General features: G+C 61.4%; 19 protein-coding genes. 11 read left to right on the top strand and 8 right to left on the bottom strand.

The window, feature by feature from the left end:
- Positions 1-192 precede the first annotated feature (192 nt).
- The 8 genes from ACN0SY_RS10230 to ACN0SY_RS10195 all read left to right on the top strand — a co-directional run bounded on the left by ACN0SY_RS10230 (position 193) and on the right by ACN0SY_RS10195 (position 11,457).
- Positions 193-2,550 (top strand): mechanosensitive ion channel domain-containing protein, encoded by a 2,358-nt coding sequence (locus ACN0SY_RS10230; protein ID WP_417686939.1) that lies wholly within the window; start codon positions 193-195, stop codon positions 2,548-2,550.
- A gap of 185 nt (positions 2,551-2,735) precedes the next feature.
- Positions 2,736-4,259: a glycerol-3-phosphate dehydrogenase gene (gene glpD / locus ACN0SY_RS10225; RefSeq protein ID WP_417686937.1), complete on the top strand. Its 1,524-nt coding sequence runs from the start codon at positions 2,736-2,738 to the stop codon at positions 4,257-4,259.
- Between the two features lie 64 nt (positions 4,260-4,323).
- Positions 4,324-5,811 carry a glycerol kinase GlpK gene (glpK, locus tag ACN0SY_RS10220; RefSeq protein ID WP_417686935.1) on the top strand — a complete coding sequence of 496 codons (1,488 nt, stop codon included), beginning with the start codon at positions 4,324-4,326 and terminating at the stop codon, positions 5,809-5,811.
- A 310-nt stretch (positions 5,812-6,121) separates the two neighbouring features.
- Entirely contained in the window at positions 6,122-7,726 is a 1,605-nt protein-coding gene (locus ACN0SY_RS10215; protein ID WP_417686933.1) for an ABC transporter substrate-binding protein, read from the top strand.
- A 119-nt stretch (positions 7,727-7,845) separates the two neighbouring features.
- Complete coding sequence (locus ACN0SY_RS10210) at positions 7,846-8,853, top strand: ABC transporter permease subunit (protein WP_417686931.1); 1,008 nt, start codon at positions 7,846-7,848, stop codon at positions 8,851-8,853.
- 12 nt (positions 8,854-8,865) lie between these two features.
- Positions 8,866-9,789: an ABC transporter permease subunit gene (locus ACN0SY_RS10205; protein ID WP_417686929.1), complete on the top strand. Its 924-nt coding sequence runs from the start codon at positions 8,866-8,868 to the stop codon at positions 9,787-9,789.
- A 4-nt stretch (positions 9,790-9,793) separates the two neighbouring features.
- Positions 9,794-10,630, top strand: coding sequence for an ABC transporter ATP-binding protein (locus ACN0SY_RS10200; RefSeq protein ID WP_417686927.1), 837 nt, complete (start codon positions 9,794-9,796; stop codon positions 10,628-10,630).
- On the top strand, positions 10,630-11,457 hold the full coding sequence (locus ACN0SY_RS10195; protein ID WP_417686925.1) for a dipeptide ABC transporter ATP-binding protein: 828 nt from the start codon (positions 10,630-10,632) through the stop codon (positions 11,455-11,457). Before ACN0SY_RS10200 ends, ACN0SY_RS10195 begins: the two co-directional genes overlap by 1 nt.
- Before the next feature lie 82 nt (positions 11,458-11,539).
- On the opposite strand, the gene ACN0SY_RS10190 is transcribed toward ACN0SY_RS10195, so the two are convergent.
- The 3 genes from ACN0SY_RS10190 to ACN0SY_RS10180 are packed head-to-tail and all read right to left on the bottom strand — an operon-like array spanning position 11,540 to position 14,734.
- Positions 11,540-12,571, bottom strand: a complete 1,032-nt coding sequence (locus ACN0SY_RS10190) for a 4-hydroxyproline epimerase (protein ID WP_417686923.1) — start codon at positions 12,569-12,571, stop codon at positions 11,540-11,542.
- Between the two features lie 23 nt (positions 12,572-12,594).
- Positions 12,595-13,836: an NAD(P)/FAD-dependent oxidoreductase gene (locus ACN0SY_RS10185; RefSeq protein ID WP_417686921.1), complete on the bottom strand. Its 1,242-nt coding sequence runs from the start codon at positions 13,834-13,836 to the stop codon at positions 12,595-12,597.
- A 4-nt stretch (positions 13,837-13,840) separates the two neighbouring features.
- Entirely contained in the window at positions 13,841-14,734 is an 894-nt protein-coding gene (locus tag ACN0SY_RS10180) for a dihydrodipicolinate synthase family protein (protein WP_417686919.1), read from the bottom strand.
- A 182-nt stretch (positions 14,735-14,916) separates the two neighbouring features.
- Here ACN0SY_RS10180 and ACN0SY_RS10175 point away from each other — a divergent pair, with 182 nt between their 5' ends.
- Positions 14,917-15,573: a GntR family transcriptional regulator gene (locus tag ACN0SY_RS10175; protein ID WP_417686917.1), complete on the top strand. Its 657-nt coding sequence runs from the start codon at positions 14,917-14,919 to the stop codon at positions 15,571-15,573.
- A 4-nt stretch (positions 15,574-15,577) separates the two neighbouring features.
- Here the strand turns inward: ACN0SY_RS10175 and arsB are convergent, their stop codons facing one another.
- From arsB to ACN0SY_RS10160, 3 genes are all read right to left on the bottom strand, one after another.
- A complete protein-coding gene (arsB, locus tag ACN0SY_RS10170; protein WP_417687203.1) occupies positions 15,578-16,603 on the bottom strand; it encodes an ACR3 family arsenite efflux transporter in 1,026 nt (341 codons plus the stop codon).
- Positions 16,604-16,690: 87 nt separating this feature from the next.
- On the bottom strand, positions 16,691-17,185 hold the full coding sequence (locus ACN0SY_RS10165; protein ID WP_417686915.1) for an arsenate reductase ArsC: 495 nt from the start codon (positions 17,183-17,185) through the stop codon (positions 16,691-16,693).
- Between the two features lie 34 nt (positions 17,186-17,219).
- The gene (locus ACN0SY_RS10160; RefSeq protein ID WP_417686913.1) at positions 17,220-17,573 is read right to left on the bottom strand and encodes an ArsR/SmtB family transcription factor; all 354 of its coding nucleotides are present in this window, start codon (positions 17,571-17,573) and stop codon (positions 17,220-17,222) included.
- A 141-nt stretch (positions 17,574-17,714) separates the two neighbouring features.
- On the opposite strand from ACN0SY_RS10160, the gene ACN0SY_RS10155 reads away from it, so the two are divergent.
- Positions 17,715-18,650 carry a zinc metalloprotease HtpX gene (locus tag ACN0SY_RS10155; protein WP_417686911.1) on the top strand — a complete coding sequence of 312 codons (936 nt, stop codon included), beginning with the start codon at positions 17,715-17,717 and terminating at the stop codon, positions 18,648-18,650.
- Between the two features lie 277 nt (positions 18,651-18,927).
- On the opposite strand, the gene ACN0SY_RS10150 is transcribed toward ACN0SY_RS10155, so the two are convergent.
- The gene (locus ACN0SY_RS10150) at positions 18,928-19,215 is read right to left on the bottom strand and encodes a GIY-YIG nuclease family protein (RefSeq protein ID WP_417686909.1); all 288 of its coding nucleotides are present in this window, start codon (positions 19,213-19,215) and stop codon (positions 18,928-18,930) included.
- Positions 19,216-19,513: 298 nt separating this feature from the next.
- On the opposite strand from ACN0SY_RS10150, the gene ACN0SY_RS10145 reads away from it, so the two are divergent.
- The gene (locus ACN0SY_RS10145) at positions 19,514-20,635 is read left to right on the top strand and encodes an ATP-dependent DNA helicase (protein WP_417686907.1); all 1,122 of its coding nucleotides are present in this window, start codon (positions 19,514-19,516) and stop codon (positions 20,633-20,635) included.
- Here the strand turns inward: ACN0SY_RS10145 and ACN0SY_RS10140 are convergent.
- The gene (locus tag ACN0SY_RS10140; protein WP_417686905.1) at positions 20,619-21,182 is read right to left on the bottom strand and encodes a TetR/AcrR family transcriptional regulator; all 564 of its coding nucleotides are present in this window, start codon (positions 21,180-21,182) and stop codon (positions 20,619-20,621) included. The genes ACN0SY_RS10145 and ACN0SY_RS10140 overlap by 17 nt on opposite strands.
- Positions 21,183-21,358: the final 176 nt, after the last annotated feature.

The raw sequence follows: 21,358 nt of genomic DNA, 5'->3' as shown, positions 1-21,358 counted from the left end.
GTTTGGATCGTGACCAGGCCCGCCGGATCCATGAATGGATTTGGCGGGCTTTGTTCCATGGAACCAACAGGCTACCTTGTGCGTTAGCTGAAAGGTCGGTCTTGTCCCAGGCGTTGGGTGGGCCTTCCGTTGTACGCCCGGAGCTCGACGAGCTTCGAGACGCTGGTTTGCGACCGAATGGATCTGGCTCTTATGAATCTGACCTTCCGCCTGCGTGCGGTCCTGTTTCTCTTCCTGACACTCCCTTTCCTTGTGGCTCCGGCAACCGCCCAGGTTCCTCCGCTTGCAGGGAGTGCCACCACTTCCTCTTCGCAGAGTCAGGAGGCAGGCGCCGATAAAAGCTCTGATGGCGAGGTTTCACTCGATGCGGCAAGCGAGGCGCTTATCCGAGTGCTGCAGGATCCGGCGAGCCGTGATGCACTGATCGATCGACTGAAAAACCTTCCCCTTGCCGACGCTGCCAATGAAACGTCCGAGAATGCTCCGGCAGAGCCTGCCAGTGACGCCACGGCGGCGGAAGAGGACCAGACCTTTGCAATGCGGCTTGGCCAATACACCCGGCGCATTGTCGGCGACGCCAGCCAGGCGGTTGACCGGGTTGGTCATGAGCTCAATGGCTTTGTTCTGCTGCTCAATGGTGACGTCGAGGTGCGTTGGGACCGAGCCCGGCAGGCCGCCGTCGAGTTGGTGGTGGTTCTGGTCGCAGCTGTCGCGGTTTTCGCGGTCGGGCAGATGCTGCTCAGGCGGGTCGTCCGGAACCAGATGGCAAGTGCCCGGAACAACGGTATCATTTCCCGCGTGGTCCTGCTGATCGTCACGACGCTGTCCGACGTCGCGACTGTCGTTGTCGGATGGGGTGCGGGATATGCGGCTGCCCTCCTTTCCTTCGGCATGCTTGAAGACGGGGTTTCACTGCTCGAAAGCCTTGCCCTGAACGCCTTCCTGCTCACGGGGCTGGCCAAGGTCGCGATCCGTCTTGCGTTCGCCCCCGAGCGCGCGCCCTTGCGGTTCCTTCCGTTCAAGGATGATACGGCGCGCTATTGGGCGGGGCGTCTCGGCTTTCTTGTGTCATGGCTGGGATATGGGCTTATGCTCGGCGTTCCGCTCGCCAACATGACCGTGTCCTTCGTTCTGGGAAATGCCGTTCGCCTTGTGATCGTCTTGTTGGGCGGTCTTTTCCTGGTCGTTCTTGTCAATCGCAACCACGCCCGGGTCGCCCAGGGCGTAAGAGACTATTCGCGGACCCTGAGCAGTGAAGTCGCCCAGCGCGCTCTTTGGAGCCTTGCGAATTTCTGGCACCTGGTGGCCTATGCATATGTCCTGATGGCGCTCGCGATCTGGATCTCGCGGCCCTACGATGCTGCTTCCATCATCATTCGCGCGACTGGCTATTCCATGCTCACGGTCCTGGGCGGATTTTTCCTGTCGTTCGTGATGACCCGTGCAATCCGTGGCGGCATCCGCTTGCCGGAAAGCATGCGGGAGAGCCTCCCGGCTCTCGAAACGCGTCTAAACGCTTTCGTACCGCGCATTCTCAAGATCTTCCGTCTTCTGGTGTTTATCGGAACCACGCTGCTTCTTCTGGGGATCTGGGGGATCATCGACCTGGACGAATGGCTCCAGTCGCCACTCGGACTGGAACTTCTCGGCCGCTACGGGTCCGCAGGTCTTGTTCTTCTGGCCGCCTTCGCAATCTGGCTGGCGGTCATGTCCTGGATCGATTTGCGCCTGCGTGAAGAGGTCGGCTATATCGTGACGGCGCGGGTTCGCACGCTGTTCCAGCTGTTCCGCAATGCCTTCACGGTGATCGTCATCGTTATGGCGTCGCTCTTGGCCCTTTCGGAAATCGGCGTCGATATCGGGCCGCTTATCGCCGGTGCGGGTGTCGTCGGTCTGGCAATTTCCTTCGGCGCCCAGACGCTGGTGAAGGACATTATCACCGGTGCGTTCATACAGATCGAAAATGCCATCAACGAGGGCGACGTCGTCACGGTCGGCGGCATCACGGGCTCCGTCGAGAGGCTGACTGTCCGCTCAGTGCGGCTACGGGACGTCGAAGGAACGACTCATATCGTACCGTTCTCGTCGGTCGACCTGGTGTCCAATTTCATGCGCGACTTTGCCTACCATGTGGCGCTCATCGGCGTTGCCTATGATACGGACGTGAAAAAAGCGAAGTTTGCCATGGAGCAGGCATTCCTGCGCTTGCGTGCCAGCGAACTTGGCAGCGAAATTCTCGATGATCTGGAGATGAACGGGGTCGTGAACCTGGGCGAAAGCTCCGTCGATATCCGGGCGCGGATCAAGACCGTTCCCGGCTCGCAGTGGAAAGTCGGCCGGGCCTATAACGAGTACGTCAAGGAAGTCTTTGACGAATTGGGTATCGAGATCCCTTTCCCGCAAGTCACATACCATTCGGCCACGCCAATCGATGCTCCGGTCAATCCGCCCAAGAAGCGGCGCAACGAGCAGGGCGAGGAGGAGAGCGGCAACGATGAGGCCGAAGCCGGTGGAGCGAGCAGCGATCCGGATGGAGGCCCACAGGACTGAGGCTCGAAAAGGCCTGAGCCTACGGGCTCTTATCCTATCGCTGTCGAGACATGAAGGCTGCCGCAGACAATCTGCGGTAGTCTTTTTTTGTTTGATTGAATTTCGTAAAGTTTCGTTTTATTTTCGTTTTAACAAGATGGTCGCGCTCACAAGCGTGATGAATTTCCGGCCTGGGAGGCAATTGGATGACGCCTGACTATGATCTCGTAGTGATTGGCGGAGGTATCAACGGCACCGGTATTGCGCGTGACGCGGTTGGCCGCGGCGCATCGGTTCTTCTCGCCGAGATGGGCGATCTCGCAGGGGCCACATCATCCGCGTCGACCAAGCTCATTCACGGCGGCCTGCGGTACCTCGAGTACTATGAGTTCGATCTGGTCCGGAAGGCGCTCAAGGAGCGCGAGGTTCTTTGGCGGGCAGCTCCGCATATTGTCTGGCCGCTCCGCTTCGTCCTGCCCCATCACAGGGAACTGCGTCCGGCGTGGTTCCTGCGTCTCGGCCTGTTCTTTTACGACCATCTGGGAGGGCGTAAATTATTGCCCGCGACGAAGACGGTGGCGCTTGACCGTCCGCCATTGTCACTCGGGCTCAAGTCCATGTTCAAAAAGGGTTTTGAGTATTCGGACTGCTGGGTGGAAGACTCCCGTCTTGTTGTTCTGAACGCCCGCGATGCTTCCGAACGCGGGGCGACGGTCCTGACCCGGACCGAATGCGTGAGCGCACGGCGTGAAGGGGACCTTTGGGTCGTAACGCTCAAGGACCGGCGCACCGACGCGGTTCGGATCGTCTCCTGCAAGGTGCTTGTCAATGCGGCAGGGCCCTGGGTCGCAGACATGCTGTCCGGCGTTGTCGGGGCCAACCGGACGTCCAACGTGCGCCTGGTCAAGGGCAGTCACATCGTCGTGCCGCGCCTGTTTGAACATGATCGCTGTTTCATCTTCCAGAACGGCGATGGCCGGATCATCTTCGCGATTCCCTATGAGCGCGATTTCACGCTGATCGGTACGACCGACGTGGACTATTCCGAGGATCCCGGCGAAGTGAAGATTTCGAAAGGCGAGATCGATTATCTGTGCCAATCCGTGAGCGAGTATCTGGAAGCCCCTGTGCGGCCTGAGGACATCGTCCACACGTATTCCGGCGTCCGGCCGCTTTACGACGATGGAGCTGAAGACGCCAAGGCCGCGACGCGCGACTACGTCCTCGAGCTCGATGGCGGAGAGGACGGCAAACCTCCGCTGCTTTCGGTTTTCGGTGGCAAGATCACGACCTATCGCAAGCTTGCAGAAGAAGTGCTCGCGCAGCTGGAGGACTACCTGCCGTTCAAGCGGGGTCTGTGGACTGCGGACGCGCCTTTGCCCGGGGGCGACTTTCCGGTGTTCGATTTCGAGGCAAAGGTCCGAGAGCTTCAGGCGCGCTATCCGTTTGTCGGGGAAGCCTCCGCACGCCGCCTTGTCCGTGCCTATGGGACGGATGCGTGGTCGATCCTTGGAGATGCCACCTCTATCGAGGATATGGGGAAGCCGTTCGGAGCCGGTCTGTTCGAATGCGAAATTCGGTGGCTGATCGACAGGGAGTGGGCCGGCAGCGCGGACGACATTCTTTGGCGGCGGTCGAAGCTTGGACTGCGGCTCAGCGCCGAGGAAGCCGCGGCACTCGATAGCTACGTCCATAGCCAGCTTGCCGAAGTGGCAGAGCGGACGGCATAAAAGCATAACAGACATTCGGAGCGCGCGAGGCCGCGCCCAGGAACGACATCGGGGAGGATGTTTGATGGCAGGTGCTGTTCTGGCGATCGATCAGGGGACGACATCAAGCCGGGCGATCGTGTTCGGAAGCAATTTCCAGCCGATCAGTGTCGGGCAGATGGAGTTCACCCAGCACTTCCCGAAATCGGGGTGGGTCGAGCATGATCCGGATGATCTCTGGTCGACGACGGCTGCGGTCTGCCGGGAGGCGTTGGAGCGAGCCCATATCGGCGTCGAGGACATTGCAGCAATAGGCATCACGAACCAGCGCGAAACGACGCTTGTCTGGGACCGCAAGACCGGGCGACCGGTCTATAATGCGATCGTCTGGCAGGACAGGCGCACCGCCGACTTTTGTGCGAAGCTGCGTTCCGAAGGTCTCGGCGATCTCTTTACCGAAAAGACCGGCCTCCTGCTTGATCCCTATTTTTCCGGCACAAAGGTGTCCTGGATCCTGAACAACGTCGAGGGTGCGCGTGAGCGGGCCGAGCGTGGCGAACTGGTGTTCGGCACAGTTGACAGCTGGTTGATCTGGCAACTGACGGGCGGCGAGCGCCATGTCACTGACGCAACCAACGCGTCGCGAACGCTGATGTTCAACATCCACGACAATTGCTGGGATGAGGAACTCTGCCGCATCCTGGGCGTGCCGATGAGCATGCTGCCGGAGGTGAAGGACTGCGCCGACGATTTCGGCGTTACCCGTCCGGATCTCTTCGGCAAACCGCTCCCGATCCTCGGTGTTGCAGGCGACCAGCAGGCAGCAACCGTCGGCCAGGCGTGTTTCGAGCCCGGCATGGTCAAGTCGACCTACGGTACAGGCTGCTTTGCCCTGATCAACACCGGCTCGACGCCTGTGCGCTCGCGCAATCGCTTGCTGACCACGATCGCCTACCGTCTTGACGGCAAGCCGACCTACGCCCTTGAAGGCTCGATTTTCGTCGCCGGGGCAGCGGTGCAGTGGCTGCGAGACGGGCTCGGCATCATTTCGGAAGCCGCACATACGCAGGTGCTGGCGGAAAAGGCGGACCGGGAACAGTCCATATATCTTGTGCCGGCATTCGTCGGCCTCGGCGCGCCGCATTGGGATGCGGATGCGCGAGGTGCGATCTTTGGTCTGACCCGGGCGACAGGGCCCGCCGATTTCGCCCGTGCCGCGCTAGAAAGCGTCGGCTACCAGACCCGGGACCTGATCGACGCCATGCAGGACGACTGGAGTGCAAGTGGCGAGACGGTGCTGCGCGTCGATGGCGGTATGGCCGCCTCTGACTGGACCATGCAGTTCCTGTCCGACATCCTCGGAGCGCCGGTCGATCGGCCAAGTGTCGCCGAGACCACGGCGCTGGGCGCAGCCTGGCTGGCGGGGTCACGATCCGGAGCCTGGCCCGGTCAGGCGGAATTTTCCTCCAAATGGCATCTGGACCGAAGATTTTCCCCTGAAATGGAGGAGGCCGAACGCAGCCGTCTGATGGCCGGATGGAAAGATGCCGTTACGCGAACCCGCTCAAGCTGATCCTGGATCACAGGCCGTCTGTTCTGCGATCAATGCAGTAATTACTAATTAAATCAATGATTTAGAAATGACGCGACGATATTGCGCCGCTGCGGAAGGTGTTTGCGTGTGAATCGTCTTTCAGAGGAGCTTTGTTACGACAGCAAGGCTGACCTAGTAAAAATATTTCTTTTCATGATCGATATAAGAAATTTTTCGGCTGTTGATTTTGTCTCAAAAAAGGGCCTTAGTTTGCGCCAAGCTTGGCCTTTTTAAAGACGCATCCAACGTGTCTTCGGCCTGGCTGCTTCATCAAGGGGAGAACAGTTTGATGAAAATGCGTAAAACCCTGAAGGCCGCCCTTCTCGGTGTCAGCTTTGCCGCGATCGCAGCAACCGGTGCTTCCGCCAAGACACTGGTTTATTGCTCTGAAGGTTCGCCGGAAGGGTTCGATACCGCTCTCTACACCTCGGGCACGACCTTCGACGCGTCCTCCAAGCCGCTTTACAACCGCCTTGTCGAGTTCAAGCGCGGCACCACGGAAGTTCTGCCGGGTCTCGCCGAGAGCTGGGACGTTTCCGAAGACGGTCTGGAGTACACCTTCAACCTTCGCAAGGGCGTCAAGTTCCACACGACCGGTTTCTTCACGCCGACCCGTGAGTTCAATGCCGACGACGTGATCTTCTCCTTCGAGCGTCAGCTCAAGAAGGACCATCCGTGGAACCAATACACCGCCGGCGCGGCATGGGAATATTTCGACGGCATGTCCATGCCGGACCTCATCAAGGAAATCGTCAAGGTCGACGACTACACGGTGAAGTTCGTGCTGAACCGCCCGGAAGCCCCGATGATCGCCAACCTGGCGATGGACTTCGCTTCGGTACTGTCCGCAGAATATGCTGCAAAGCTGGAAGCTGACGGCAAGATGGAAATGCTGAACCAGGAGCCGGTCGGCACTGGTCCGTTCTCCTTCGTCGGCTACCAGAAAGATGCGGTCATCCGCTACAACGCTTTCGCCGACTACTGGGGCGGCAAGCAGCCGGTCGACAACCTGATCTTCGCGATCACGCCGGACGCAGCCGTTCGCCTTCAGAAGCTGAAGGCCGGCGAATGTCACGTCATGCCTTACCCTGCACCGGCAGACATCGCGGACATCCAGGCAGACAGCAACCTGCAGATGATGGAACAGCAGGGCCTGAACGTCGGTTACCTGGCGTACAACACCAAGGTCGCTCCGTTCGACAAGGCTGAAGTCCGCAAGGCGCTGAACCACGGCATCAACAAGCAGGCGATCCTGGATGCAGTGTTCCAGGGCTCCGGCGTTGCCGCCAAGAACCCGATTCCGCCGACGATGTGGTCCTACAACAACGCTGTTGAAGACGACGCATTCGATCCGGAACTGGCCAAGAAGATGCTGGCAGATGCGGGCGTGTCCGATCTTTCCATGAAGATCTGGGCAATGCCGGTTCAGCGTCCGTACAACCCGAATGCCCGCCGTATGGCCGAGGTCATTCAGGCTGACTTCGCCAACATCGGTGTCAACGTGGAAATCGTTTCCTACGAATGGGGTGAGTACCTCTCCCGCTCGAAGGCAGAAGACCGCGACGGTGCCGTGCTTCTCGGCTGGACCGGCGACAACGGCGACCCGGACAACTTCCTGGCCGTTTTGCTCGGCTGTGACGGCGTTGGCGGTTCCAACCGCGCGCAGTGGTGCAACGACGAGTTCGAAGCTCTGATCCAGAAGGCCAAGACGGTCTCCGACAAGGCAGAGCGCACCAAGCTCTACGAAGAGGCACAGGTCGTCTTCAAGCGTGAAGCGCCGTGGGCAACCATCGCTCACTCCACGGTCTTCATGCCGATGTCCGCAAAGGTCTCCGGCTACGTCATGGACCCGCTCGGTGGTCACTGGTTTGACGGCGTCGACATTGCGGAGTAAACGCTCCTGAAAATCGGGCGCTGGAGGGCAACCTCCGGCGCCCTTGTCTGTTTAACCGGCGAAATCCTCTAAGTTGTTCTTACAGGGGTTCGCTGGTTTCTCATATCCGGGCACACAGTATGTTTCGCTTCCTTCTTGGCCGCCTGGGCCTGCTCATTCCGACGTTCTTCGGAGTGACGCTCGTGGCGTTCAGCTTCATCCGGCTTCTGCCGGGCGACCCCCTCGATCTTCTGGCCGGCGAAAGGGGCATGAGTCCCGAACGCAAGGCCGAACTGATGGCGCAGATGGGTTTCGACAAGCCCATGTGGCAGCAGTATCTCGATTATCTCCTCAGCATCTTCCAAGGTGATCTTGGAACCTCCTTCGCTTCCAAAAAGCCTGTGCTGGACGAGTTCCTCACCCTGTTCCCGGCGACCGCCGAACTGGCGCTCTGCGCCATCATCATCGCGGTAGCCCTCGGCATCCCGGCGGGCATCTTCGCAGCTGTGAAGCGCGGCTCCGTCGCGGACCAGGCGATCATGGGAACCGCCCTTGTCGGCTATTCCATGCCGATCTTCTGGTGGGGCCTGCTGCTCATCATCCTGTTCTCCGGCATCCTGCAGTGGACCCCGGTCTCCGGGCGCATCTCGCTGATGTTCTTCTTCCCCCAGGTGACCGGCTTCATGCTGATCGACAGTCTTCTGTCGGGCGAGAAGGGGGCTTTCCTGTCTGCCGTCCGGCACCTGATCCTGCCCTCGATCGTGCTGGCGACGATCCCGCTTGCGGTCATCGCCCGCCAGACCCGCTCGGCCATGCTCGAAGTTCTCGGCGAGGACTATGTCCGCACCGCCCGGGCCAAGGGACTGCCTCCGCGCCGGGTCATCGGTCTTCACGCCCTGCGCAATGCGCTGATCCCGGTGATCACCACCATCGGCCTTCAGGTCGGAGTGCTGCTCGCAGGCGCGATCCTGACCGAGACCATCTTCTCGTGGCCGGGCATCGGAAAGTGGCTGGTCGACAGCATTTCCCGCCGCGACTACTTCGTCGTGCAGGGCGGGCTCCTGCTGATCGCCGGCATCATCATGATGGTGAACCTGATCGTCGACCTGCTCTACGGTCTGATCAACCCGCGCATCCGGCACACGTAAGGGGAGACAAGAATGACAAAAACGTCCTCAACCACCGCCGCGGTCGACCTGAAACAGGAGAGCCGCGACGCCACCAAGGCGATGTTCGCCGAGTTCTGGTACTACTTTTCCCAGAACAAGGGTGCGGTCGTCGGCCTCTCGGTTTTCGGTATCCTGGTGCTGATGGCGCTCTTCGCGCCTCTCGTCGCGCCGCATGATCCGGACATCCAGTATCGCGATGCCCTTCTGGTGCCGCCGTTCTGGGCAGATGGCGGCACGACCGCCTATCTGCTTGGAACCGACGCAGTCGGCCGTGACATTCTCTCGCGCCTGATCTTTGGGTCCCGTTTCTCGCTGTTCATCGGTGTGATCGTCGTGGCCATCGCCCTTGTTGGTGGCATCACCATCGGCCTCGTAGCCGGGTATATGCGCGGTGCAGTCGATACCTTCATCATGCGCGTGATGGACATCATCCTGGCGTTTCCGTCGCTGCTACTGGCGCTCGTGCTGGTGGCGATCCTTGGACCTGGTCTTGTCAACGCCATGATCGCCATTGCCATCGTCCTCCAGCCCCACTTCGTCCGTCTGACACGTGCCGCCGTTCTGGCCGAGCGCAACCGCGACTACGTGGTTGCCGCCAAGGTGGCCGGGGCAGGGCACCTGCGTCTGATGTTCAAGACGATCCTGCCGAATTGTCTGGCGCCGCTGATCGTCCAGGCAACGCTGTCGTTCTCCAACGCCATTCTGGATGCGGCCGCACTCGGCTTCCTCGGCATGGGCGCACAGCCGCCAACGCCGGAATGGGGAACGATGCTGGCCGAGGCACGCGAGTTCATCCTGCGGGCATGGTGGGTCGTGACCTTCCCGGGTCTTGCCATCCTGATCACGGTTCTTGCCATCAACCTGGTCGGCGACGGCCTGCGCGATGCGCTCGATCCGAAGCTGAAGAGGAGCTGAGCCCATGCCGCTTCTTGAAATCAGAAACCTGAAGGTCGAGTTCGACACGGCCAAGGGTCCGTTCCAGGCGCTGAAAGGTGTCGACTACACCGTCGAGGCCGGTGAAGTGCTTGCCATCGTCGGCGAGTCCGGGTCGGGCAAGTCCGTTGCCATGCTGGCCGTGATGGGTCTGCTGCCGGACAGCGCGACGATCACCGCCGACAAGATGGAGTTCGAGGGCCGTGACCTGCGCAGCCTGTCTGCCAAGGAACGGCGCAAGGTCATCGGCAAGGACATTTCGATGATCTTCCAGGAGCCGATCGCCAGCCTGAACCCGTGCTTCACGGTCGGCTATCAGCTCAGTGAGACCCTGAAGATCCACACCGATCTCAACGCCCGCCAGCGCAAGGACCGGGTCATCGAGCTGATGAAGGCCGTCGGTCTACCGAACCCGGAAGACCGCGTCAGCGCCTTCCCGCACCAGATGTCGGGCGGTCAGTGCCAGCGTGTGATGATTGCCATGGCGATTGCCTGTTCTCCCAAGCTGCTGATCGCCGACGAGCCGACGACTGCACTCGACGTGACGATCCAGAAGCAGATTCTCGATCTCCTCGTGAAGCTGCAGCAGGACAGCGGCATGGGCCTGATCATGATCACCCACGACATGGGCGTGGTGGCGGAGACCGCCGACCGCGTCATCGTTCAGTACATGGGTCGTAAAATGGAAGAATCGGGCGTTCTGGAGCTGTTCGAGGCGCCGCAGAATGCCTACACGAAGGCATTGCTCTCTGCGCTTCCCGAAAACGCGACCGGTGATCGTCTGCCGACCGTTGCCGACTTCGCACAGGCGGGAGGCTTTTGATGAGCGACACGATCCTGAAAGTGCGCGATCTCTATCGCACCTATGACATCAAGGGTGGCCTGTTCAAGAAGGCCAGCCAGCTGACAGCCGTGAAGGGCGTCAGCTTCGACGTCGAGCGCGGTTCCACCCTTGCGGTGGTGGGGGAAAGCGGCTGCGGCAAGTCCACCCTTGCCCGCATGCTGACCATGATCGATCCGCAGACATCCGGCAGCATCGAGGTCGACGGCCTGCCGATCGATATTGCCAACACGGGCATTTCGCGCGAAATGCGCCAGTCTGTGCAGATCGTTTTCCAGAACCCCTATGGGTCGCTGAACCCTCGTCAGAAGATCGGCCACGTGCTGGAGGAGCCGCTTCTGCTCAACACCACGATGAGTGCTGCGGAGCGCCGCGAGATGGCGCTGGAGATGCTGCAGAAGGTCGGCCTTCAGCCGGAGCACTACGGCCGCTATCCGCACATGTTCTCCGGTGGCCAGCGTCAGCGCATCGCGATTGCGCGCGCCATCATGCTGAAGCCGAAGCTGCTGGTTCTCGATGAGCCGGTGTCGGCGCTGGATCTTTCGGTTCAGGCGCAGATCCTCAATCTCCTGAAGGATCTTCAGGACGAGATGGGCCTCACGTACGTCTTCATCAGCCACGATCTTTCCGTGGTGCGTTACCTCGCCGACAAGGTGATGGTGATGTATTTCGGCGAGGTGGTGGAATACGGTACGCGGGACGAGGTCTTCGGCAATCCGCAGCACGAATATACCCGCACGCTTTTTGCCGCGACGCCCCAGGCCGATGTGGAAAGCATCAGGAAGCGTCTCGCTGCCAAGGCCGCTTAGTCCGGCCGAATGCCTTGCAACACGAAAGGCAGCGCTTCGGCGCTGCCTTTTTCTTTGGGTAGAAAAAGGTGTCGGACCGCCCTCAGGGCCGTGGGTAGCGTTTCACGCCTGTGCCGGTCACCGAGAAACCGGTCATGTAGGGGTCGCGTTCATCCAGCGTGATGGTGCTGGTGCCGGTCCTGACCGCCCAGCCCTCGATGGTCGGGACGATGCCGCGCCTGGTGCCGACGAGAACCTCTTCCTTGACACCGCCGGTGAAGAGAGAGCCGATGACGCTCTCGTGGACGAATGTGTCGCCAACCTTCAGCTTGCCCTTGCCGTGCAGCTGGGCCATGCGGGCCGAAGTGCCTGTGCCGCAGGGGCTGCGGTCGATGGCCTTGTCGCCATAGAAGACCGCGTTGCGCGCGTCGGCCTTCGGATCGGCGGCGGCGCCGGTCCACTGGATATGGGTGATGCCCTTGATGCCCGGATTGTCCGGGTGAACCATCTCGTAGGCCTCGTTGAGCGCAATGCGCAGTTTCGGGCTGACGGCAACGAGTTGATCAACGGGCACCTTGCCGACGCCGGCGAAATTCTGCTGCGGTTCGATGATCGCATAGAAGTTGCCGCCATAGGCAACGTCGAAGGTTAACCGTCCCAGTTCCGGGCAATCAATCTCCAGACCTTCGGCGGCCAGGAATGAGGGCACGTTGGTCAGCTTGACCGAGGCGACGTATTCGCCGTCCATCGTGTACTCGGCGAGCACCAGGCCAGCGGGCGTTTCCAGGCGGGCAAGGCCCGGCGTCTTCGGCGTCACCAGCCCTTCCTCGATGGCCATGGTCACGGTGCCGATGGTGCCGTGCCCGCACATGGGCAGACAGCCCGAGGTCTCGATATAGAGAACCCCGACATCGTAGTCGTCCGAAGACGGCGGATAGAGGATCGAGCCGGACATCATGTCGTGACCACGCGGCTCGAACATCAGGCCTGTGCGGATCCAGTCGTAGTCCTCGATGAATTTCTGCCGCCGTTCGAACATGGATGCGGCTTGAATGCGAGGTCCACCGCCCGCGACGAGGCGCACAGGGTTGCCGCAGGTATGACCGTCGATGCAGAAGAACGTGTGACGTGCCATGGAATGCTCCGAAAGTTAGCCGGCTAAAAACGTGTCGCCCTGAAGGGCGAAAGATCGATACCCGGCTGCTCGCCAAGAAGCAGTGCGCTCAACAGTTCGCCAGTCGTTGCAGCTTCCGTCAGACCATGATGGGCATGGCCAAAACCGTAGACGACATGCGGGCTCGCAGAAGAAGGGCCGATGACCGGGAGGCTGTCCGGCAGGGACGGACGGAAGCCCATCCAGCGCTTGCCAGTCGACGCATCGAGCTTCGGGAAGATGGTCCTTGCCTTGGCGATCATTGCATCGACGCGCTTCCAGTTTTCCGGAAGCTCCAGACCTCCGAACTCGACTGCGCCGCCGATCCGCAAACCCGTTTCCAGTTGCGATACGGCGAAGCCGTGACCGGGCAGAAGGAAGAAGTGAGACAGCGAAATTTTCGGGTCGGGCACGGTGATGTTGTAGCCGCGCTCCGTATCGAGGGGCACTGGATCGCCAAGCTGTGACGTCAGCTTCTTCGACCATGCTCCGCAGGCGATGACGAGCTTTTCGACGCGTCTTGCCGTTCCGTCGGAAAAACTGAGCTCAGCTCCATCCAGACCGGCGGCGACACCGGTCACAGTCGCGACCTCGAAGGCAACGCCCTGCGCGGCGAGCCAGTCGGCCAGCGACAGGCAGAGCTTCTTGGGGTCGTCCATCTGTGCCCAGCCTGGCAGGAGGCCACCTCCGAGGATAGAGGGAGCAAGGTCCGGCTCAAGCTCGCGAAGTTCGTCACCCGTCAGCTCGCGTACGTCGATACCGTAGGTTCGTTGCTCAGCCCACGTGGAGCGATAGGCCTCCAGCTTTGCGGCGTTGTCGAAGATTTCCAGACAGCCGTTGCGGCGCACCTGATTGTGGGTTCCGGTTTGCTGCCAGACACGTTCCCATGCAGGAAGCGCGGTGCCGTTGAGGGCCGCCAGCGCCTCGGTGCTCTCCTTGACGCGGGTCTTGGTGGAGGCCGCAAGGAAACGCAGCATCCAGGGCAGGATCTTCAGAGCATAGGCAGGGCGCACGGTCAGGGGCCCAAGCGGATCGGCCAGCCATTTCAGGGCGTCCTTCCACACGCCCGGAGAGGCGAGGGGGGCAACGTCGGTCCAGGCAATGCCGCCGGCATTGCCCTGGCTCGTTCCGGCAGCGGGACCTTCCCGGTCGATGACGGTTACCTTGCAGCCCCTGGATACAAGGACCGAGGCTGTTGCGAGGCCGACGATGCCGGCCCCGACGATGGTGACGTTTGGCGCGCTCATGATCCTAGAGGGATGGCAACTCTGGCCGTTTTGCAAGAGCGTCCTTTATGACGGTCTCCACCCGCTCGCGCTCGGTACCGGACAGCGGCAGGCGCGGAGCGCGGCAACGGTCGTTCGAGCCGATGGCGTGGACCTCCGCCAGCTTGATGTTCTGGACGAGATTGGTCGAGACATCGAGATCGAGCAGCGGGCGGAACCAGCGGTAGATCTCAAGGGCTTCCGCATAGCGGCCAGCCTGGGCAAGCTTGTAGATGGCGACGGTTTCCTTCGGGAAGGCCACCACCAGTCCGGCAACCCAGCCGACCGCGCCGACCATCAGGCTTTCCAGCGCAAGGTTGTCGACGCCGGTGAAGATGTCGAAACGGTCACCGAAGCGGTTGATCACATCGGTCACCCGGCGGATGTCGTCGGTGGATTCCTTCATGGCGACCACCAGCGGCTCGGCGGCCAGTTCCTCGAACATGTCGAGCGTGACATCGACGCCGTAGGCGATGGGGTTGTTGTAGATCATCACCGGCAGACCCGCGGCCTGGGTGACCGTCTTCAGATGCGCAACAGTTTCGTGCGAAGCGGACTTGTAGGGGACGCCCGGCAGGACCATCAGGCCCGCAGCGCCGGCCTTCGCGGCAGCCTCGGCAGCCCTTGCCGCGCGTTTCGTCGAGCTTTCGCAGACCGTCATCAGCACCGGCTTTTCACCGGCAACGCTCTTGGCGATCTTCAGCAGTTCGAGCTTTTCCTCCGGCTCCAGCGCCATGGCTTCGCCGAGCGAGCCGCAAACGATCATGCCGTCACAGCCAGCCTCCATCTGCAGCGCGAAGCAGCGCTCAAGTTCTGCGACATCCAGGGTGTCCGCGTCGGTGAATTTGGTCGTAACCGCAGGAAATACGCCGCGCCACATGGGTGATTACCTCTTTGCAGGAGTGAATTCGGATCAGGCTTCGAGCCGGAGAGTGCTCCGTGACTTTTCAATTGTCAACGACTGATATATCAATAGTACATCATACCGAGCTTTACGGGCGGCGGGAGCGCCGGTATTGAGGCGCAAAGGTCCGAACCGAGGACGGAGGGTCGGCAGGAAACATGACGGAAGAAAGCGGCAGTCTGGCCCAGTCGGCCTACCGGAAGCTGGAAGAGGCGATTGTAACGCTGCAGCTCAAACCCGGTGAAGCGATCACCGAAATGCAGCTGACCAAGGAGCTTGGCGTTGGCCGCACGCCGGTGCGCGAGGCAATCCAGCGCCTCAGCTGGGAAGGCCTGGTGACGGTGCGCCCGCGTCTCGGGATCGTCGTCGCCGAGATCAACCCGGGAGATTTCGCCAGGGTCATGGAGGCGCGCCACGCGCTCGAGGTGCTGCTTGCCGGTTCATCCGCTCGTCTGGCCAGCAAGGCGGAGCGGCAGGCGCTGCATGCCTGTGCCCGCCAGATGCGCGTCGCCGCAGCCGATCACGATGTCGCGGGGTTCCTGCGCCTCGACAAGCAGTTCGATGAAATCGTCGCCAAGGCCGCCTGCAATCCCTTCGCCGCAAAGGCAGTTTCGCCCCTGCAGACCCTGAGCCGCCGCTACTGGTTCCGCTATCTGGGTGAAAGCGATCTCAATGCCGCCGCCTGGGCGCATCTGGAGCTGATGCAGGCGATCGAGGCAGGGGACGAGAAGAGCGCGATCCAGAAGGCGGAGGAACTGATGCAGTATCTCCGCCGTCAGGCCGCAGCTCTCGTTGCCAATGTCGAGCTGACCTGATCGATCAGGCCGGCTGGACGAACCAGTGGCGTGTCCGGTTGGCGAAGGCGACCAATGACAGCATCACCGGCACCTCGACCAGCACGCCGACGACAGTCGCAAGAGCTGCGCCGGAGTTCAGGCCGAACAGGCTGATCGCCACTGCAACCGCAAGCTCGAAGAAGTTCGAGGTTCCGATCAGGGCCGCGGGCGCTGCGGTGTTGAACGGCACGCCCCAGAGCCGGCCCCAGATGTAGGCGACAGCGAAGATGCCGTAGCTTTGCAGCATCAGCGGAATGGCGATCAGGGCGATGACCATCGGTTTCTCGACAATCGTCTGCGCCTGAAAACCGAACAGCAGCACGACGGTCGCGAGGAGGCCCATGACCGAGAACGGCTTCACCCGGCCGGTAAATTCAGCGATCCGTTCGTGATTGCCGGAATTGTCGAGCATCTTGCGGGTGACATATCCGGCAGCCAACGGGATAACGACATAGAGGATCACCGAGAGCAGCAGCGTCTCCCATGGCACGACGATGTCGGTCACGCCGAGCAGCAGCGCCGCGATCGGCGCGAAGGCAAACACCATGATGATGTCGTTGATGGATACCTGGACCAGCGTGTAGTTGGCGTCGCCGCGTACCAGCTGGCTCCAGACGAAGACCATGGCGGTGCAGGGCGCGACACCGAGCAGGATCATGCCGGCGATGTATTCCTTGGCGCTTTGCGGATCGACCAGCCCGGCAAAGAGATGTTCGAAGAACAGGATGCCGAGGGCCGCCATGGTGAAGGGCTTGATCAGCCAGTTCACCACCAGCGTGATGCACAGGCCCTTCGGTTTCCGGCCGACATCCTTCAGCGAGGCAAAGTCGACGTTGACCATCATCGGGTAGATCATCACCCAGATGAAGACGGCCACGACCAGATTGACGCTGGCGTATTCGAGCGATGCAATGACCGAAAAGGCGCCGGGGACCAGAAGCCCGAGGCCGACACCGGCTGCTATGCAAAGAGCCACCCAGACGGACAGGTAGCGTTCAAAAAGGCCCATGGGCGAGTGTTCTTCGGAAGCCACGCTTCAATCTCCTGAAAGTCTGTTCAAATGTCGTACTGCTATTCCTGCCGGGGGCGCCAGGGGTCAGTTCCCCTCGTCGATCTTGCCGATGTGACTGAGCCGGGCCTTCGCATCGGAGGCCTCGAACACCTCGTCGCCAAGCGCCAGGAAAGCCTCGATCCGGCGCTTCATGCGGCAGTACGCGAGATCGAAGGCGGCGTTGCGCACGTCGTCACTGCCGTCGATGCCGGCGGGGTCGGGAATGCCCCAGTGAACGACGAGCGGATGACCCGGCCAGATCGGGCAGGCCTCGCCGGCGGCGTTGTCGCAGACGGTCACGATGACATCCATCGACGGCTCATCATGTCCTGCGAATTCGTCCCAGCTCTTGGAGCGAAAGCCCTCGGGTGAAATGCCATGCCGCTCCAGGCAGGTCAGGGCATCCGGGTTGACCATGCCGCGCGGGGTCGAGCCGGCCGAGAAGGACCGGAAGCGGCCGCCGCCGAGATGGCGCAGCAAGGCTTCGCCGAGAACGGAGCGCGCCGAGTTGGCGGTGCAGACAAAAAGGACATTGCGCATCAGGTGAGCTCTTGTGGTCGATGTCTTGAGAGGATCAGCACTCCCCGGACTTCATGCCGGGGCTGCAGGAAAGCGCGGTCACCAATGGTCCGCAAAGGTCGGGGTTGCCGCCGCAGCAATCCTGAAGGAGGTAGCGGACCAGCTCCTGCATGACGTCGAGATCGGCGGTGTAGATGATAGAGCGGCCTTCGCGCGTGGCGCTGACAAGGCCGGAGCGCGCGAGAACGCCCAGATGCGTCGACAGGGTGTTCGGCCGCACGGCAAGCGCATCCGAAATCGCGCCGGCGTTCATGCCCGTCCGGCCCGCCTTGACCAGCAGGCGAAAGACATCGAGCCGTGTTTCCTGTCCGAGTGCCGCTAGGGTGTCGAGTGCGAGAGTCTTTTCCATATTTCGAGAATATCCGAATTATGGAAAAGATCAAGGGGCCTTTGGGGCACTGATCGTCCAACCTATGTCTTGACGGTTCTGTGGGGTCACTCCTGGTCCTGACCACTCGTAATTGATGGCTGCAGATCATAAGTTCAGGTCATGTCACCTTCATTGCGTCACAGGCTGATCAACATTGCCCAGTCCGCTCTTCTTGTCGGCGGAATGGGGGTGATTGCATGGGGCATCGTTTCGACCATCGCCGGACCGGAACTGACGCTGGCCATTGTTCTGGGGTCGGTGTTCGGCCTGGTGCTGATGTCCAGCCTGCCGAAGCAGGTCCTTCTGTCGGCCTATGGCGCGAAGCGGCTGGGCGCCGACGCCTTCCCGGAGGGCGTCGCCATTCTCGCCGAGTTGTCCCGCCGGGCGAGCCTGCCAAAGGTGCCGGAGCTTTTCTATGTGCCGAGCCGGTTGCCGAATGCGTTCACCATCGGCGTGCCGAACGAAAGTGTGGTCTGCATCAGCGACGGTTTGCTGCGGCTTCTCGACCGGCGCGAACTGGCCGGGGTGCTGGCGCATGAGGTGGCCCATATCGCCAACCGGGATCTCTGGATCATGGGGCTGGCCGACGCCATGTCGCGCGCGGTCTCGGTCGCGTCCTGGATGGGGCTGTTCCTTCTGATCATGAATCTGCCGCTCATTCTGGCCGGTGCCGCCCATGTGCCCTGGCATATTGTGATCCTGCTGATCTTCTCGCCGACGGTCATGGCGCTGTTGCAGCTTGCCCTGTCGCGTACGCGCGAATTCGCCGCCGACCGCACGGCAGCGGAACTGACCGGCGACCCGTCCGGCCTTGCCTCGGCGCTGATGAAACTGGAGCGCCGCACCGGGCGTGCCTGGGAGGAGATGTTCCTGCCCGGGCGCAAGATCCCCGAGCCCTCGCTTCTGCGCACCCATCCGCCGACCGAGGAACGCGTTCGCCGGCTCAGGGAACTCGGCGACCCCGGTCCGCCTTCCCGGCACCACGGCTCCCTGCGCGTCCCTGACGTGCCCTTGCCCGGGCAGCCCCGGTTCCGGCGGTATGGGGTTTACCGGTGAGGGGGCGAATGGATCCCCGCACAAGGCGGGGATGACCGTTGAGTTTGGGGACGTGAATCTGCAATGCACCCCTGACTTCATGCCATGGGTAGGGGATGGCAACCACGCGGTTGCTTCTCCGGATGCAGGGGATTCTGTTTGGGGCCCATAGCTATCCTTGAACCCGCGCTATCCCGGAACCCGCAATGACGAACTGAAAGGTCAGGGCCTCTCCGCATCCTCTCCCGTCATCCCCGCCTTGTGCGGGGATCCATCTGAGGTATCGGTTCGGGACGGCCTATCGGTTCAAGTCTTCATAGAGATCGAGCCAGCCGGGATTGAAAGCTTCGACAGTTCTGATTTTCCAGTCGCGGGGCCAGCGCTTCAGGCGTTTTTCCCGTCGGATGGCTTCTTCTGGCGTGTCAAAGATCTCGTAGTAAACCAGCCGGGTAATGCCGTAACGCCGGGTGAAGGTGCTGCCTGTCATCTCCCGGTGTTCATGGGTTCGCCGGACGAGATTGTTGGTCACCCCGGTGTAAAATGTTCCGTGCGGACGGTTTGTCAGCAGGTAGACATAAAATGCCATGCCGCATGGTGACGCCGAATGGATCCCCGCACAAGGCGGGGATGACCTTGGAGAGGTGGTTGGGCTGTGCATCGCACTTGATCGTCATGCCATGGCTCGACCATGGCATCCATGCCGTTCCACTACCAGGAATACAGGCGCTTGCAAGTCGCGAGGTCACGGTATGGATTGCCGGATCAAGTCCGGCAATGACGGCGGAGAAGAAGAGGACTTCCTGCCTTTTCCCTTTCCCCCGTAGCCACTCCTTCCAAAACCCGCTATGCACGTGCCTGACTGAGAACGAAACGGGAATCAGGGCATGAGCTGGTCGCCTGAACAGGACAAGGCGCTTTCCGAGGTCTCCGCGTGGTTCAAGCGCGGAGACAAGCAGGTATTCCGTCTGTTCGGCTATGCGGGCACCGGCAAGACGACGCTGGCCCGCCATCTGGCCGAAGGCATCGACGGGGATGTCTGTTTCGGCGCGTTCACCGGCAAGGCGGCGCATGTGCTGCGCCAGAAGGGCTGCGAGGACGCCGGCACCATCCACTCTCTGATCTACCGGCCGCGCTCTTCCAAGGAGGAAGAGGAGGTCGATGACGACGAGGAGGATGCAGGCCCGCAGTTCGCCATCAAGCGCGACAGCGCTGCGGCAACCGCAAAACTGATCGTCATCGATGAATGCTCCATGGTCGACGAAGACCTCGGCCGCGATCTCCTGTCCTTCGGAACGCCGGTGCTGGTGCTGGGCGATCCGGCGCAGCTGCCGCCGGTCAAGGGCGGCGGCTATTTCACCGAGGCCGAGCCGGACGTGATGCTGACGGAAGTGCACCGCCAGGCGCAGGACAATCCGATCGTGCGCATGTCGATGGACATACGGGAGGGTCGCAAGCTCGACTATGGCGCCTATGGCGAGAGCCAGGTGATCGGCCGCAAGGAGATCGACAAGGAGCAGATCCTTTCCGCAGATCAGGTGCTGGTGGGCACAAACAAGACGCGCCGGCTTTACAACGGCCGCATCCGCGAGCTGAAGGGCTTTACCACGCCGATGCCGTCAGTCGGCGACAAGCTCGTGTGCCTGAGGAACGACAAGACCAAGGGGCTTTTGAACGGTGGTCTGTGGACGGTCAGCCGCCTGCGCCAGCCGCGCGGCAATACCCTCAGGTTCGACGTGAAGCCGGAAGACGAGGTCGGAAAGCAGAAGGTGCAGGTCAAGGTGCTGCCGGCCATGTTCGAGGATGGCGCGGAAGCGATCCCCTATGCCATCCGCCGCAAGGCCGACGAGTTCGATTACGGCTATGCCCTGACCGTGCACAAGTCGCAGGGCTCCCAGTGGGACGACGTGGTTCTCTTCGACGAGAGCTGGGCCTTCCGCGAGCACCGCGACCGCTGGCTCTATACGGCGGTGACCCGCGCGGCCGAGCGGATCACCGTGGTGCGCTAGGCGTTTCGGCCTCGGGCAGAACGTTGAGCGCGACGTCCACCATCGCTTCCAGTTCATCAAGCGGGAGGCCGGCACGGGCCATGACCCCGATTGCTGCCGATTGCCCCGCGAAATAGTTGGCCAGTGCGTCGATGTCCGCCGTGCCGGGCAATTCGCCTTCGTCCCGGCCCCGCAGCAGGCGCTGCCGGAAGGCATTGCGGCGCTGCAGGTTCAGCTCCACTAGGTGTTGCTTGATCGCAGGTTCGTCGTTCGAGCACTCGAATGTGCTGTTGAGGATGAAACAGCCCATCGGCAGTCCGCTGCCCTTGATCGAATGCAGGATGCCGGACAGAGACGCGCGCAGGGACGCTCGCAAGGGCGCCGATGACGACAGGAGCTCCTCGATCATCGGCCGGGCCATGACCTCGTCGTAGCGGCAAAGCGCCTGCTGGAAAATGTGTTCCTTGTCGCCGAACGTGGCGTATAGGCCGGGCTTGGCCATGCCCGTGGCATCGGCGAGATCCGCCATGGACGTGCCGTCATAGCCCCTGTCCCAGAACAGCTCCATCGCCGTTTCTAGGGCTTTGTCGGGATCAACTTTCCGTGGGCGCCCTCTGGGCATGAATGTTTCCGCCAGTCATGTCGTTCGATTTGAATACCGATCAGTATTTTATTCTCTTGCAATCCGGATTCAAGTCCTTATTAAAATACCGAACGGTATTTAATTCCGTTTGCCAACAACCG

Source organism: Roseibium sp. (genome assembly GCF_048261595.1).
Lineage (GTDB): Bacteria > Pseudomonadota > Alphaproteobacteria > Rhizobiales > Stappiaceae > Roseibium.
Note: the sequence above shows the minus strand (reverse complement) of the source record. Positions and strands in the feature narration are given on the sequence as shown.

Coding starts and splice junctions, on each gene's coding strand:
- ACN0SY_RS10230 (WP_417686939.1), top strand. CDS start 193: ATGAATCTGACCTTCCGCCTGCGTGCGGTCCTGTTTCTCTTCCTGACA.
- glpD (WP_417686937.1), top strand. CDS start 2,736: ATGACGCCTGACTATGATCTCGTAGTGATTGGCGGAGGTATCAACGGC.
- glpK (WP_417686935.1), top strand. CDS start 4,324: ATGGCAGGTGCTGTTCTGGCGATCGATCAGGGGACGACATCAAGCCGG.
- ACN0SY_RS10215 (WP_417686933.1), top strand. CDS start 6,122: ATGAAAATGCGTAAAACCCTGAAGGCCGCCCTTCTCGGTGTCAGCTTT.
- ACN0SY_RS10210 (WP_417686931.1), top strand. CDS start 7,846: ATGTTTCGCTTCCTTCTTGGCCGCCTGGGCCTGCTCATTCCGACGTTC.
- ACN0SY_RS10205 (WP_417686929.1), top strand. CDS start 8,866: ATGACAAAAACGTCCTCAACCACCGCCGCGGTCGACCTGAAACAGGAG.
- ACN0SY_RS10200 (WP_417686927.1), top strand. CDS start 9,794: ATGCCGCTTCTTGAAATCAGAAACCTGAAGGTCGAGTTCGACACGGCC.
- ACN0SY_RS10195 (WP_417686925.1), top strand. CDS start 10,630: ATGAGCGACACGATCCTGAAAGTGCGCGATCTCTATCGCACCTATGAC.
- ACN0SY_RS10190 (WP_417686923.1), bottom strand. CDS start 12,571: ATGGCACGTCACACGTTCTTCTGCATCGACGGTCATACCTGCGGCAAC.
- ACN0SY_RS10185 (WP_417686921.1), bottom strand. CDS start 13,836: ATGAGCGCGCCAAACGTCACCATCGTCGGGGCCGGCATCGTCGGCCTC.
- ACN0SY_RS10180 (WP_417686919.1), bottom strand. CDS start 14,734: ATGTGGCGCGGCGTATTTCCTGCGGTTACGACCAAATTCACCGACGCG.
- ACN0SY_RS10175 (WP_417686917.1), top strand. CDS start 14,917: ATGACGGAAGAAAGCGGCAGTCTGGCCCAGTCGGCCTACCGGAAGCTG.
- arsB (WP_417687203.1), bottom strand. CDS start 16,603: ATGGGCCTTTTTGAACGCTACCTGTCCGTCTGGGTGGCTCTTTGCATA.
- ACN0SY_RS10165 (WP_417686915.1), bottom strand. CDS start 17,185: ATGCGCAATGTCCTTTTTGTCTGCACCGCCAACTCGGCGCGCTCCGTT.
- ACN0SY_RS10160 (WP_417686913.1), bottom strand. CDS start 17,573: ATGGAAAAGACTCTCGCACTCGACACCCTAGCGGCACTCGGACAGGAA.
- ACN0SY_RS10155 (WP_417686911.1), top strand. CDS start 17,715: ATGTCACCTTCATTGCGTCACAGGCTGATCAACATTGCCCAGTCCGCT.
- ACN0SY_RS10150 (WP_417686909.1), bottom strand. CDS start 19,215: ATGGCATTTTATGTCTACCTGCTGACAAACCGTCCGCACGGAACATTT.
- ACN0SY_RS10145 (WP_417686907.1), top strand. CDS start 19,514: ATGAGCTGGTCGCCTGAACAGGACAAGGCGCTTTCCGAGGTCTCCGCG.
- ACN0SY_RS10140 (WP_417686905.1), bottom strand. CDS start 21,182: ATGGAGCTGTTCTGGGACAGGGGCTATGACGGCACGTCCATGGCGGAT.